The organism is Mesorhizobium sp. WSM4822, from assembly GCF_055811155.1.
The window spans coordinates 123,678-137,338 of the sequence record NZ_JBVVQM010000013.1; the positions used below are offsets into that span (position 1 = coordinate 123,678).

Here is a 13,661-nt window from a genome sequence, read left to right on the forward strand (position 1 = left end):
AAATGGACAAGCCGGGGGGCGGTTCGACTTGCGCTTGCTTTTTGCCTTGCTGCTGATGCTCATGAGCACCGCCGCCGCGGTGGCTGAGCGACGCGTGGCTTTGATCATAGCCGAGGACGGCTACCGCCTGGTTCGGCCGCTCGCCAATCCGGTCCATGACGGCGAGGCGATGGCAGCGGCGCTGAAGAAGCTCGGCTTCGAGGTCATCCTCGAAACCAATCGCGACCTGCGGCGAATGCGCCGCGCGCTCGACGATTTTCGCCTGGATGCCAAAGGCGCCGACGTGGCGCTGGTCTACTTCTCCGGCCACGGCGTGGAAATCTCGGGCGACAACCGGCTGCTCCCGATCGATGCCGACGCCTCCTCGCTCGATGCGCTGGAGAAGACCAGCCTGCCGCTGGAAGAGGTGCGCGACAGCGTGGCCGCCACGGCCAAGGTCGGCCTGATCATGCTCGACGCCTGCCGCAGCGATCCCTTTTCGGGAAGCAGCGGTGAAGGGCGCGGCGCGACATCGCTGGCAAAGGATGTCTCCGACAAGGTGAAGCCGGGTCTCGGCCGGATTGGCCGCGCCGAAAACATCCTGTTCGCCTTCTCCGCCGCACCGGGCGAGACGGCTGCCGACGGCACCGGCCAGAACTCGCCCTTCACGACAGCGCTGACCAAATATTTCGGCACCGACGGGCTCGAGATCCGCTCGGTGCTGACGCTGGTGCAGCAGGAGGTCTACGATTTGTCGCGGGGCAAACAGCTGCCTTACGTCGAGAGCGGCCTGCCGAAGCTGTTTTTTGCCGCGGCCGCCAAGCAACAATTGCCGGAGCGCGAGCGCCTGTTGCTTGCCATGGCCGACGTGACGCCGGAAATGCGCGGTGAGGTCGAGCAGGTCGCCAGCGATGCCGACATGCCGCTGGCGCCTCTCTACGGCGTGCTGATCAGCTCCGACGCCAGCCACCTTTCCGCGGACAGCCTGAATGCCCGGTTGCGCGAGGCGGCCGACGCCTTCGTCAAGGTGCGCGGCGAAATGAGGACGCTGGCCTCCGATGATCCGCAGGTGACGGAATTGCGCCGGCAGGCCGAGGAGCAGCTTTCGCTCGGCGCCTTCGATGGGGCTCGCGCCATCCTCGCAAAGGCCGCCGACATCGACAATGTTTCGCGCAACGCCTTGAGGGCCAACTTCGTCAACCGCACGCTGTCCGAGGCGGCGACGCGTTTCCTGTCGGGCGGTGCGGCGCGTGCCGACCTCGACTATGCCACGGCCATCAAGGACTATGAATCGGTGCTGGTCCTCTACGGCGAGGCCGGGCAAACCGATCTGACCCTGGACCAGGCCGACCGCCAGATCCGAACCCTGGACGAGCTCGGCAAGCTCTACACCCTTGTCGGCAACACCGATGCGGCAGGCCGCGCCTTTGCAGCGCTGGTGTCCAATCTCGAGCTGCGTTCGGCCCGGGAAACCGACCCGAGCGTCAAGCGCGATTTTGCCGTCAGCCACATCAAGCTCGGCAACATCAAGCTGGCGCAAGGAGACCTGCCGGAAGCGCTGGAAAACTATCGGACCGCCAGAACCATGCTCAGGGATTTGACCGCTGCCGAACCCGATCGGCTGTCATGGTTCAGCGACTTCGCCATGGCCGACGACAAGATCGGCAATGTGCTTGTGACGCAAGGCGATCTGGCTGGGGCCTCGCAGATCTACCAGGAAGGCTTGTCGGTCAAGAAGCAGCTTGCCGACAACGAGCCGGAGCGCGCCGAACTGCAGCGCGACCTGACGATCAGCTATGACGAGATCGGCGGCCTTGCCCGGGTCATGGGGCAACTGGACAACGCCCAGATGGCCTACGAGGAGAGCCTGAAGATCCGATTGGCATTGGCCGAAAAGAAGCCGCAGGATGCCGAACGGCAGCGCGATGTGTCGGTCAGCCATGATACGATCGGCGACCTCAAGCGCGAGCGCGGCGATGCGGCGGGCGCACTCGCGTCCTATAAAGCGGGCCATGCGATCGTCGAACAATTAGCGGGCCGCGACCCCGACAACAGTGAGTTGAAGCGCGACCTGTCTGTCGGCAACGCAAAGATGGGCAATGCGCTGAGCGATCAAGAGGACTGGCCGGCAGCCCTCGCCGCCTATAGGCAAGCCCTCTCGATAGCCCGCATGCTGGCGGCCGGTGACCCTGCCAACGCCGACTGGCAACGCGACCTTTCGGTCAGCCTGGAAAAGGTCGCCGGCATTCTGGCGATTCAGGGCGACCGCGCCGGAGCGCTCAAGGCCTATACAGACAGTTTCGCTATCGCCGACCGGCTGGCCAAGCTCGACCCTGCCAATGCCGACTGGCAACGCGACCTGTCGATCACCCTGTCCGAGATCGGCATGCTCAAGGCCAAGCAGCGCGACGTCAAAGGCGCGCGGCAGGCTTTCCAGGACAGTCTCGACATCCGCCAGAAGCTCGCCCGGTCCGACCCAAACAACGCCACCTGGCAGCGCGACCTGGTGGTTGCCATGATCGACTACGCTCAGGTCGCCAAGAACCCCAAGACGGTGCTTTCGCAGGCGCTGGACATGACGCTGGAGCTCGACCGCAGCGGGCGGCTGGCGCCGCGATACAAGTTCATGATCAAGTTTCTCAGGGACCGGCTGGCCAAAGTGAAATAGGGCCTGACGGGAGGCTGCCATGGACAGCCGGCTCATTCCCCGTGAAATGCCTGCAAACCTTGGAAAAACCGCCTTTTGCGCCTATATCTAGTGCATATCAGAGGCGCGATTCGGAGCGGGTTTTTCGCGCCGTGCAAGCGGCATCCAGACAACAGGTTTTCATGAGCGATCAGATCGATAACAACAACGGCGCTGAAGCCGAATACGGCGCCGATTCCATCAAGGTTTTGAAGGGGTTGGATGCTGTCCGCAAACGCCCCGGAATGTATATCGGCGATACCGACGACGGTTCGGGCCTGCATCACATGGTCTATGAAGTGGTCGACAACGCCATCGACGAGGCGCTGGCCGGTCACGCCGATCTCGTCACCGTGACGCTCAACCCCGATGGTTCGGTCACCGTGATCGACAATGGCCGCGGAATTCCGACCGATATCCACACCGGAGAAGGCATTTCGGCGGCCGAAGTGATCATGACGCAGCTGCATGCCGGCGGCAAGTTCGACCAGAATTCCTACAAGGTCTCGGGCGGCCTGCATGGCGTCGGCGTCTCGGTGGTCAACGCGCTGTCGGCGTGGCTGAAGCTGAAAATCCGCCGCAACGGCCAGATCTTCGAGATGAGTTTCACGCATGGCAATGCCGACGCGCCGCTGAAGGCGACCGGCAGCTATGAGCAGGACAAGCAGCCGGGCACCTATGAGGGCCGCAGCGGCAGCCAGATCACCTTCTTCCCGTCGGCCGAGACCTTCACCATGGTCGAATTCGACTTTGGCACGCTGGAACACCGGCTGCGCGAGCTTGCCTTCCTCAATTCCGGCGTGCGCATCATTTTGACCGATGCCCGTCACGCCGACGTCGTGCGCCATGAACTGCACTATGATGGAGGCCTCGAGGAATTCGTCAAATATCTCGATCGGGTCAAGAAACCGCTGATCGACAAGCCGATCGCCATCCGGGCGGAGCGCGATGGGATCACCGTCGAAGTGGCGATGTGGTGGAACGACAGCTACCACGAGAACGTGCTGGCCTTCACCAACAACATCCCTCAGCGCGATGGCGGCACGCATCTGGCCGGCTTTCGCGGCGCGCTGACGCGCCAGATCACCGGCTATGGCGAATCCTCCGGCCTGACCAAGAAGGAAAAGGTCTCGCTGATCGGCGACGATTGCCGCGAAGGCCTGACGGCGGTGCTTTCAGTCAAGGTTCCAGATCCGAAATTCTCCTCGCAGACCAAGGACAAGCTGGTCTCGTCGGAAGTCCGTCCTGTCGTCGAAGGCCTGGTCAACGAAGCGCTCGGCACCTGGCTGGAAGAACATCCGAGCGAAGGCAAGGTGGTCGTCGACAAGGTGATCCAGGCCGCGGCGGCGCGTGAAGCGGCGCGCAAGGCGCGCGATATCACCCGCAAGAGCTCGCTCGGCGTCACTTCCCTGCCCGGCAAACTGGCCGACTGCCAGGAACGCGACCCGGCGAAGTCCGAAATCTTCATCGTCGAGGGTGACTCCGCCGGCGGCTCGGCCAAAGGTGGGCGTTCGCGCCAGAACCAGGCGATCCTGCCGTTGCGCGGCAAGATCCTCAATGTCGAGCGGGCGCGCTTCGACCGCATGCTCGGCTCCGACATGATCGGCACGCTGATCACGGCGCTCGGCACCTCGATCGGCAAGGACGAGTTCAACGCCGACAAGCTGCGCTACCACAAGATCATCCTGATGACCGACGCCGATGTCGACGGCGCCCATATCAGAACCTTGCTGCTGACCTTCTTCTTCCGGCAGATGCCGGAGCTGATCGAGCGCGGCCATCTCTATATCGCCCAGCCGCCGCTCTACAAGGTGACGCGCGGCAAGAGCTCGCAATACATCAAGGACGAGAGCGCGTTCGAAGAGTTCCTGATCGGCTCGGGACTGGAGGAAGCATCGCTTACGCTTGGCTCGGGCGAGGTTCGCATCGGACAGGACCTGCGCGGAGCCATCGACGACGCACTGGCGGTGCGCCAGCTGATCAACGGCCTGCACACGCGCTACAACAGAGGCGTGGTCGAGCAGGCGGCGATCGCCGGCGGGCTCAACCCGGACGTGTTCACCGATCTCGGCCGAGCCAACGACATGGCGGAGCGGATTGCAAAACGCCTCGACATCATTGCCGAGGACACCGAGCGCGGCTGGACGGGCCGCATGTCGACCTCGAATGAAGGTGTCGGCGGCTATGTGTTCGAGCGCACGGTGCGCAGCGTCAAGGAATACGCGCATCTCGACCTGGCGCTGATCAATTCGGCCGACGCACGCCAGCTCGACCGCTACGCACAGCGCCTCAGCGAGGTCTACGGGTCGCCGCCGGTGCTGCGCCGCAAGGATGTCTCCGAAACGATTTCGGGGCCCTTGGCGATGCTCAATGCGGTCTTTGCGACCGGCCGCAAGGGCCTGACAATGCAGCGCTACAAGGGTCTCGGCGAGATGAACGCCGAACAGCTGTGGGAAACCACGCTTGACCCGAATGTGCGCTCGCTGCTGCAGGTCAAGGTCAATGACGCGACCGACGCGGATTCGCTGTTCTCGCGGCTGATGGGCGACGAGGTCGAACCCAGGCGCGAGTTCATCCAGGACAACGCGCTGTCGGTCGCCAATCTGGATATCTGATCCGGACGTTAAATCTGAATTGGCGCGCTGCGGCGCGCCAATTGTTCCACCGGCGGCAACAAAATCATTTTACAACGCCCCGGAACGGAAGTCCCTGCGGGACATTGTGACAACATCGATCACAATTTCTTACAGGAGGCCTTCATGGGACGCGGCATTTTGCTCTGGTTGCTCGGTATTCCGATCCCGATCATCATTCTGATCATGCTGTTCGTACGGTAGGGGGCTTCCATGCAGTCCACCCTATCGGCTGTCGACGTTTCCACCTCAACAGAATCCTCCTCCACCGCCGTCAGTTGGGGACCGATCATCGCCGGTGCCTTCGCGGCTTCCACGTTGACCTTCATCCTCATGCTGCTCGGTTCGGGGCTGGGATTGACCATGGTGTCGCCATGGTCGGGATCCGGCGCGTCGGTAACCACCTTCGCGGCATCCACCGCCGTCTGGCTTGTCATCGTGCAATGGCTGTCCTCTGGTGTCGGAGGCTATCTTGCCGGGCGGCTGCGCACCAAATGGGTCGGCATCCACACCGATGAGGTCTATTTCCGGGACACCGCACACGGCTTTCTTGCCTGGGCGCTGGCCACTTTGCTCGTCGTCGGCGTGCTTGGCTCCGCCCTTTCCGCAGCGATCGGTTCAGGCGTGCAAGCGGTGTCCACCGTCGCGTCTGGCGCTGCCATGGGTGCATCGGCGGGGGCTTCGGCCAATGCCGGCAGCGCATCGGTCGACAATGCGACATCCTACCTTGTGGATTCACTGTTCCGTCCGGCCGATCCGGGCAGGCTGGCTGCCGCCAATCCGGACAGCGATACCGCCGCGACCGGGCAGGCCTCGCGCATCCTGATCGCCGGTGCGGCGGCAGGCGAGGTTTCGGCAGACGACAAGACCTACCTGTCGCAACTCGTCGCCGCCCGCACCGGTCTTTCGGAAGCAGATGCCAAGGCGCGGGTGGATGCGATCATCGCCAGGGCTCAGGACGCCAAGGTCAAGGCGCAGGAGGCTGCCGACACCGCCAGGAAGGCTGGCGCTACCTTTGCGCTCCTTGGTGCGCTGTCGCTGGCCATCGGCGCCTTCATCGCCAGTGCTGCCGCGGCCCTTGGGGGCAGGCAGCGCGACGATGAGGAAGCGGTTTTTCTCACCAGCCGCTGAAGCGGCTCAGCATTGAAAAGCAAAAGCCCGGCCTTGCGCCGGGCTTTTGTGTTTGGGTCAGTCGCGCCGTGGCGAAATCAGTGGTCCATCGCCTTGACGATCTCTTCGGTCATCTTCTTGGCGTCGCCGAGCAGCATCATGGTGCCGTCCTTGTAGAACAGCGTGTTGTCGATGCCGGCATAGCCGGAGCCGAGCGAGCGCTTGACGAACAGGCAGGTGCGGGCCTTGTCGACGTCGAGGATCGGCATGCCGTAGATCGGCGACGACTTGTCGTCGCGCGCGGACGGGTTGGTGACGTCGTTGGCGCCGATGACATAGGCGACATCGGCTTGCGCGAATTCCGAGTTGATGTCCTCGAGTTCGAACACTTCGTCGTAGGGCACATTGGCTTCGGCGAGCAGCACGTTCATGTGGCCGGGCATGCGGCCGGCGACCGGGTGGATCGCGTATTTGACGTCGACGCCATTAGCCTTGAGCTTGTCGGCTATTTCGCGCAGCGCATGCTGCGCCTGGGCAACCGCCATCCCGTAGCCCGGCACGATGATGACTTTTTGGGCGTTCATCATCAGATAGGCGGCGTCGTCGGCCGAGCCCTGCTTGACCGTGCGTTCGATGCCGTCATCGGCGGCCGCTGCAGTCTCCCCACCGAAGCCGCCGAGAATGACCGAGATGAAGCTTCGGTTCATGCCTTTGCACATGATGTAGGACAGGATCGCGCCGGATGAGCCGACCAGCGCACCGGTGATGATCAGCGCCAGATTGCCGAGCGTGAAGCCCAGCGCCGCCGCCGCCCAGCCCGAATAGGAATTGAGCATCGAGACGACGACCGGCATGTCGGCGCCGCCGATCGGGATGATCAGCAGGATGCCGAGCACCAGCGAGGCAGCGACAATCAGCCAGAAGACCAGCTTGGACTCGGTGGTGACCAGCAGCACGATCAGCACGACGAGCGCGATGGCAAGTGCCGCGTTGATGAAGTGGCGTCCACCGATCATGATCGGCTTGCCGGACATGCGGCCATCGAGCTTGAGGAAGGCGATGACCGAGCCGGTGAAAGTGATGGCTCCGATGGCGACGCCAAGGCTCATCTCGATCAGCGCCTGGGCATGGATGTCGCCATCCATGCCGATGCCGAAGCTTTCCGGCGCATAGATGGCGGCGGCCGCCACCATGACGGCAGCGAGGCCGACCAGCGAGTGGAAGGCGGCGACCAGCTGCGGCATCGAAGTCATGGCGATGCGGCGCGCGGTGACGGCGCCGACGCTGCCGCCAATGGCCAGGCCGAGCACGATCAGGCCGAAGCGGCCGGCCGAGGGGGTTGCCAGCGCCAGCGTGGTGGCGATGGCGATGCCCATGCCGATCATGCCGTAGAGATTGCCCTGGCGACTGGTGGTCGGATGCGACAGGCCGCGCAGCGCCATGATGAACAGGACGCCGGAGACCAGATAGAGGAAGGACGCGAAGTTGGCGTTCATGGCGCTCTACTTGTCCTTCTTCTTGTACATGGCCAGCATGCGCTGGGTGACGAGGAAGCCGCCGAAGATGTTGACCGACACCAGCATCAGCGCGACGAAGCCGAAGCCGGCGGCGACGCCGGAAGCAGCAATGCCGACGGCAAGCAGCGCGCCGACGACGATGACCGAAGAGATGGCGTTGGTGACGGCCATCAGCGGCGTGTGCAAAGCGGGGGTCACCGACCAGACGACATAGTAGCCGACGAAGATCGCCAGCACGAAGATGGCGAAGCGGAAGACGAAGGGATCGATGGCGCCGCCGGACAGCGCATGCGCAGCATCACCCGCCGCGTCGGCACCCCCAGGCGCGGTCGCCATGTTTTGCACCGCCAGCCGAACGGCGGCGGAGGCCTGGTCGAGCTGGTCAAGGGCTTTCTGCAGGGTCTGATCCATCACGCGATCCCTTTCGGCTTCGACGAGGGCGACTTGGATGCGGCCGGTTTCTTGGACGCGGCTTTCTTGGGCGAAGCGTCGGCGACCATGGTCTTGGCCGGGATCGCCGCCGGCTCGACATGGGGCTGCTGGTCAGCCTTCACGAATGCCGGATGAACCACCTTGCCGCCGTCGGTCAGCATCGTTGCCTTGACCAGATCGTCGTCGCGGTTGATGGCAAGCGTCTTGGTCGTCTTGTCGACCAGCGTTTCCAGGAAGGCAAACAGGTTTCTGGCATAAAGCAGCGAGGCCGACGCCGCGATGCGGCCAGGCACATTGAGATGGCCGACAATCTTGACGTTGTTGGCGGTGGTGACGACCTTGCCGGCTTCGGCGCCCTCGACATTGCCGCCGCGCTCAACCGCCAGATCGACGAGAACCGAACCCGGCTTCATCGAGGCGACCATCGCCGCCGATACCAGCTTGGGCGCCGGTCGGCCGGGAATAAGCGCGGTGGTGATAACGATATCCTGCTTGGCGATGTGCTCTGATGTGAGTGCCGCCTGCTTGGCCTGGTATTCCTTCGACATCTCCTTGGCGTAGCCGCCGGCTGTTTCGGCGGCCTTGAACTCGTCGTCCTCTACGGCGAGGAACTTTGCGCCGAGCGAGGCGACCTGTTCCTTGGCGGCGGGGCGAACGTCGGTGGCGGTGACGACCGCACCAAGACGACGTGCGGTGGCGATCGCCTGCAGGCCGGCGACTCCGACGCCCATGATGAAGACCTTCGCCGCCGGCACCGTGCCGGCCGCCGTCATCATCATCGGCAGCGCGCGATCATATTCCGAAGCCCCGTCGATCACCGCCTGATAGCCGGCCAAATTGGCCTGCGAGGACAAAACGTCCATCGACTGCGCGCGGGTGATGCGCGGCATGAATTCCATCGAAAAGGCGGTGACGCCGGCCTTGGCAAGGGCTGCCACGGCGGCATCGTTGCCGTAGGGATCCATGATGGCAATGACCGCTGTACCGGGTTTGTAGCTCTTCAGTTCGGCATCGCCGGGCCGACGCACCTTCAGCACGACATCGGCCTTGGCGACATCGGAAGCCTTGCCTATGGCGGCGCCGGCGCTCGCATAGTCGGCATCGACGATGCGCGAATTCAGACCGGCACCGGCCTCGACGACGACGTCGAAGCCCAACGCCGCCAGCCGTTTCACCGTATCGGGCGAGGCCGCGACGCGCGGCTCGTTGGCATCGAGCTCACGAGGGATGAAAACCGTCTGTCCCACCGCATGATCCTTTCGGCCGGAAGCTATTTCCCGCAAGACGCCGGCCGGCCTCGCGGCGGCGCCGTGGACAAGGTGTCGGAAAATCTATCGGAGGATAAAGGCGCCGACGGCCATAATCAGCACGAACAGGATGGTCGCCGAGAAGAAGCCGCCCGCGAAGAAGCCGAAGGCCATCGCCAGAAGCAGGGCTCCGCAGAAAAGCGATCCGTATTTGGCCAGCGCGAGGAAGCCCGCATAGGTGCGGTCATGCTCGGCATAGTCCATCTTCGCGCCCAGTTCGACAGGACCGGTCGGCGAGTGATCAGCCATAGGAATACCCCTTCGAAGACATCTTTCAGGCACATAGCGAAAAGCCGGGCCGAGAGCAATGGCGCTATTGCCGCACAACAGCGGACAACTGCCTCAACGGAAACTTGAAGCCGGTGGCCAACGCGCCGGAGCCGAACTCAGTGCGTGATGCGGAAAGATGCCCCAGAAGCGGTTGAGGCGGACGGTTGCAATCCCTCAGCCGGCTAGATGCGGAAATAGCCCGAGCAACCCGACGACGATCAGGTAGAGCGCGACGATGTAGTTCAACAGCCTTGGCATGACCAGGATCAGCACGCCGGCGATCAGCGAGATAAGTGGGGTGAGCGCAAGTGTGGAAATGGTCATGACGGGTTCCTTTGGCATATCCGTGGATTCGGCGACCAATGGCGAGGACGACAAGGCGCCGAGCCATCAGAACGCGTATCCGGCCGGAAAGCTCCAGTGGTTCTGCGAAACGCCTAATCTCAGGCGGCTTCGCGAAAATATTTGGCAGTCGGCAGGATGGTCAGCGGCGCCAATTCTCCAGCACCAGGTGTCTCGAACAGCATACGCTGCTCCAGAGATGTGGATCGGAAGAATGGGAAGCGCGAGAACGACCGCTCGCGAATGGCAGCGACATTGGCGCGATAAAGCACGACCTTGTAGTTCAGGCCCGGATAGTCGCGCAGCTCGCCGATCTGCTCAGAACTGTAGATACGACGGTAGAAACCCGCATGTTCGGGCCGGATAGTCGAGAGACAGTAAGGTGCGTCGAAGTAGAAGCAGGCCATTCCGGCAAGGCGCAGCGTCAGGTAGGGGATCTGCGGATAGACCTTCGACCAGTCTGGGTCGGCAGCAAAGCGGCTCGGATCGGCAAAGTGCGCACCCGCAGCCAGCATCGGGCGCAGGATGTCGCCGTAGACAGTTGTAGACGGCGATTGTGGCGTGGCCCGGCAGGCATGATGAATGCGCACCGTGGAGACCAGGATGCCGTCAATATAGACGCCGAACTTGGAACAATTTTCAGCTTCGTCGAGCTCGTCATGCACAATATGTTCCGGATTTTCCGACACCATATCATTCAAGCGATAGGATTTGTAGCGTAACCTATAGATGTCTTCGAGATCCTCCCCCTTGTCGCAGCGGCGATATTCCGTCCGCTCAAGCATCGCTGAAACATTGCGGGCGAAACTCGACATGCTGTCGGGCGAATTTTCTTCACCCCCGCCCGCCACATGGCCAAGCGCTTCCAACTGCACATCCATACTCAAACCCTCGTAAGTTTCCGCCGCAGTTCAACCTACGACGGGACCCTGAGATGTAAAAGATGAAAATGGAGCACACGTCGTTTACCGATCATTAACGTTAACGATCCGTAAATTTTTATGAAAAGGCGACACTCTTCCCGGCACCGGTCAGCGGCGTGCGGCTCTCTTGGCTGTATTGATGTCCTTGGCGAAGGGCCATACCGTGTTCGACATGGTTTCGATGCCGGAAGCGCTGAGCGCCGAACCGAACAGGAACCCCTGGACAAGGTCGGGCTTGACCTGCAGCGCCAGTATCTTGAGCTGCTCGAAGGTCTCTACACCCTCGACGGTGACCGAAAGCCCCAGCGGCCGCGATAGGTTGACGATACCCTTGAGCAGCTCGAGCGAACGGGGGTTCTGGGTGACGTCCATCAGGAACGAGCGGTCGATCTTGATCTTGTCGAGCGGCAGTTTGTGCAGATAGCTCAGGCTCGAATAGCCGGTGCCGAAATCGTCGAGCGCGATGCGTACGCCGATCTGCTTCAGCTCCTCGATATACTGGCGCGTCAGCGACTTGTCGTCGAGCAGCGCCGTTTCGGTGACCTCGATCTCGAGCCGGGAGGCGGCGAGGCCGGAGCCGGCCAACGCATCGCGAACCTTCTGGATGACGTCGCGGTTGCGGAAATCCTTGGCCGAGAGATTGACCGAGACGCTGGTCTGGTCCGGCCATTTGGCGCATTCGGCGCAGGCTGCCTGCAGCACGAAGGTGCTGATCTCGGAAATGATGCCCATTTCCTCGGCCAAAGGAATGAAGATGCTGGGCGAGATCGGCCCGAGATCGGGATGATCCCACCGGCACAACGCCTCGCAGCTGGCGATACGCATGGTGCTCATCGCCACGATCGGCTGATAGACCACCCTCAAGCCCTTGCTTTCCACGGCTGTACGCAGGTCCGCCTTCATCAGCTGACGGTTGCGGAAGGCGGCATCCATCGAGGCTTCGAACAGCCGCCAGCTGTTCTTGCCGAGCTCCTTGGCCTTGTAGAGCGCCAGGTCCGCCTTGACGATCATGGCGTCGACATCGGTATCCTTGACCCGTGACAGCACCGCGCCGCCGCTGGCCTGAATGCGCAGCCCGTGACCGGCGACGTCGACTTCCCCTTGCAGGCCGGCGAAAATCTCGTCGAGCTGGCTGGTCAGATGGCTCTCATCCTCGACGCGGTCGAAGAAGATCATGAACTCGTCGCCACCGAAACGGCTGACCGTGATATCTTGCCTGGCAATGGCGGCAAGCCGCTCGGCAACGGCATAGATCAAGCCATCGCCGATCGGATGGCCAAGCGTGTCGTTGACGCTCTTGAAATCGTCGAGGTCGAGCACCGCAAGGCCGCAGAGACGATCGCGATCGCCTGATACCATGGCCTCGCCTACCAGTTCATGGAAATAGGCGCGGTTGGGCAGGCCGGTGAGGTTGTCGTAACGTGCCATGAAGCGGATCTTGTCTTCCGCCTCGACACGGGCGGTGACGTCCTCGAAGGTGATGACGCCCAGTTCCTGGCTGCCTTCGCGAGCCGAGAACTCGTAATGCTGGCCGTTGGCGAGGGAAACCAGCACCTTGCGGTCGCGGCCCTCGCGCAGGGCACGCGTCAGCTGGGCCTCGATGTAGCGGCAATCCTTGGGCGCCAGCATGCCGCCGGCGACACCGCGCATCAACAGACCATGGATCGACCGGCCGAGCAGCGCGTCGGGCGACTTGAGCGACATCAGATGCGCCGCCTCGGCATTGGCCACCGCGACGCGGCCGTCCGGGCCGAGCATGACAAGGCCGTGCGACATGGTGTTGAGCGCTCGGTTGAAGCGCTGGGCGATGCGATTGGCCTTCTTTTCCTCGGACAGGGCGGCGAAAAGCACCTCGCGGACCAGATCGGCGAAGCGCTTGATAGCAAAAAGAAATGGCGCCGAAAGCAGGCCGAGAATGAAGTGATAGGGATCGCCCCGCAGGATGAAGCCCAGCGAGATCGGCCAAGTCATGGTCATAATGAAGATCACGACCATCCTGGGCGAACCATAGTTGCGGCCAGCAATAGACGTGGCGGAGGCAAGCGTCACGCAGACGGCAGCTATTTCCGCGAACGGGTCATAGGCAAGATAGATGCCGACAAAGCAGAAGGCGCCAAGCATGAAGCCATGCATCGAGCCGTACAGTATGTAGTCGTTCTCGCGGCGACGCGCCTCTTCCCAATTTTGAGGCGAAGGAGCGTGGCGATATTTCCTGATGTTGCGAAGACGAAGGAAGGCGACAGCCAGCAGTCCGAGGGTGACGGCGAGATAGGCCGGATCCATGGTTTTCCAGTAAACCAGCACGACCAGCAGGGTTTGGGCAAAGAATCCTATCGAAAGCGTCAACCCGTCGCGAAACAAGGTTTCCACGAACGGAATGTAGACGTCGACCGGAATCTCGTTCTTCTTTATCAGATTCAACGCCTGAATCCCAACCCTGGGGAGCCAAGCAGTGCCACATC

The 13,661-nt window shown here is 62.5% G+C and carries 10 protein-coding genes; 3 read left to right on the forward strand and 7 right to left on the reverse strand.

The window, feature by feature from the left end:
* Positions 1-28 precede the first annotated feature (28 nt).
* The 3 genes from AC0L3E_RS26745 to AC0L3E_RS26755 all read left to right on the forward strand — a co-directional run bounded on the left by AC0L3E_RS26745 (position 29) and on the right by AC0L3E_RS26755 (position 6,429).
* Entirely contained in the window at positions 29-2,647 is a 2,619-nt protein-coding gene (locus AC0L3E_RS26745) for a caspase family protein (RefSeq protein ID WP_473606003.1), read from the forward strand.
* A 161-nt stretch (positions 2,648-2,808) separates the two neighbouring features.
* Positions 2,809-5,280 carry a DNA topoisomerase (ATP-hydrolyzing) subunit B gene (gene gyrB / locus AC0L3E_RS26750; protein WP_127273497.1) on the forward strand — a complete coding sequence of 824 codons (2,472 nt, stop codon included), beginning with the start codon at positions 2,809-2,811 and terminating at the stop codon, positions 5,278-5,280.
* Positions 5,281-5,511: 231 nt separating this feature from the next.
* Positions 5,512-6,429 carry a hypothetical protein gene (locus AC0L3E_RS26755; protein ID WP_292336432.1) on the forward strand — a complete coding sequence of 306 codons (918 nt, stop codon included), beginning with the start codon at positions 5,512-5,514 and terminating at the stop codon, positions 6,427-6,429.
* A gap of 77 nt (positions 6,430-6,506) precedes the next feature.
* Here AC0L3E_RS26755 and AC0L3E_RS26760 read toward each other — a convergent pair whose 3' ends face one another.
* From AC0L3E_RS26760 to AC0L3E_RS26790, 7 genes are all read right to left on the reverse strand, one after another.
* On the reverse strand, positions 6,507-7,904 hold the full coding sequence (locus AC0L3E_RS26760; protein ID WP_473606004.1) for an NAD(P)(+) transhydrogenase (Re/Si-specific) subunit beta: 1,398 nt from the start codon (positions 7,902-7,904) through the stop codon (positions 6,507-6,509).
* Positions 7,905-7,910: 6 nt separating this feature from the next.
* Entirely contained in the window at positions 7,911-8,336 is a 426-nt protein-coding gene (locus AC0L3E_RS26765) for a proton-translocating transhydrogenase family protein (RefSeq protein ID WP_127331418.1), read from the reverse strand.
* The gene (locus tag AC0L3E_RS26770) at positions 8,336-9,604 is read right to left on the reverse strand and encodes a Re/Si-specific NAD(P)(+) transhydrogenase subunit alpha (RefSeq protein ID WP_473606005.1); all 1,269 of its coding nucleotides are present in this window, start codon (positions 9,602-9,604) and stop codon (positions 8,336-8,338) included. The genes AC0L3E_RS26765 and AC0L3E_RS26770 overlap by 1 nt, the downstream gene beginning before the upstream one ends.
* A gap of 84 nt (positions 9,605-9,688) precedes the next feature.
* The gene (locus AC0L3E_RS26775) at positions 9,689-9,913 is read right to left on the reverse strand and encodes an aa3-type cytochrome c oxidase subunit IV (protein ID WP_127267396.1); all 225 of its coding nucleotides are present in this window, start codon (positions 9,911-9,913) and stop codon (positions 9,689-9,691) included.
* 195 nt (positions 9,914-10,108) lie between these two features.
* Positions 10,109-10,258, reverse strand: coding sequence for a DUF3096 domain-containing protein (locus AC0L3E_RS26780; RefSeq protein ID WP_013528205.1), 150 nt, complete (start codon positions 10,256-10,258; stop codon positions 10,109-10,111).
* A gap of 119 nt (positions 10,259-10,377) precedes the next feature.
* Positions 10,378-11,157 carry an N-acyl amino acid synthase FeeM domain-containing protein gene (locus AC0L3E_RS26785; protein ID WP_128307221.1) on the reverse strand — a complete coding sequence of 260 codons (780 nt, stop codon included), beginning with the start codon at positions 11,155-11,157 and terminating at the stop codon, positions 10,378-10,380.
* A 150-nt stretch (positions 11,158-11,307) separates the two neighbouring features.
* Complete coding sequence (locus tag AC0L3E_RS26790) at positions 11,308-13,620, reverse strand: putative bifunctional diguanylate cyclase/phosphodiesterase (protein WP_127267398.1); 2,313 nt, start codon at positions 13,618-13,620, stop codon at positions 11,308-11,310.
* Positions 13,621-13,661 lie beyond the last annotated feature (41 nt).

What these genes read in the sequence shown, in the direction of transcription:
- gyrB (WP_127273497.1), top strand. Translation starts at nt 2,809, where the DNA reads ATGAGCGATCAGATCGATAACAACAACGGCGCTGAAGCCGAATACGGC.
- AC0L3E_RS26755 (WP_292336432.1), top strand. Translation starts at nt 5,512, where the DNA reads ATGCAGTCCACCCTATCGGCTGTCGACGTTTCCACCTCAACAGAATCC.
- AC0L3E_RS26760 (WP_473606004.1), bottom strand. Translation starts at nt 7,904, where the DNA reads ATGAACGCCAACTTCGCGTCCTTCCTCTATCTGGTCTCCGGCGTCCTG.
- AC0L3E_RS26765 (WP_127331418.1), bottom strand. Translation starts at nt 8,336, where the DNA reads ATGGATCAGACCCTGCAGAAAGCCCTTGACCAGCTCGACCAGGCCTCC.
- AC0L3E_RS26775 (WP_127267396.1), bottom strand. Translation starts at nt 9,913, where the DNA reads ATGGCTGATCACTCGCCGACCGGTCCTGTCGAACTGGGCGCGAAGATG.
- AC0L3E_RS26780 (WP_013528205.1), bottom strand. Translation starts at nt 10,258, where the DNA reads ATGACCATTTCCACACTTGCGCTCACCCCACTTATCTCGCTGATCGCC.
- AC0L3E_RS26785 (WP_128307221.1), bottom strand. Translation starts at nt 11,157, where the DNA reads ATGGATGTGCAGTTGGAAGCGCTTGGCCATGTGGCGGGCGGGGGTGAA.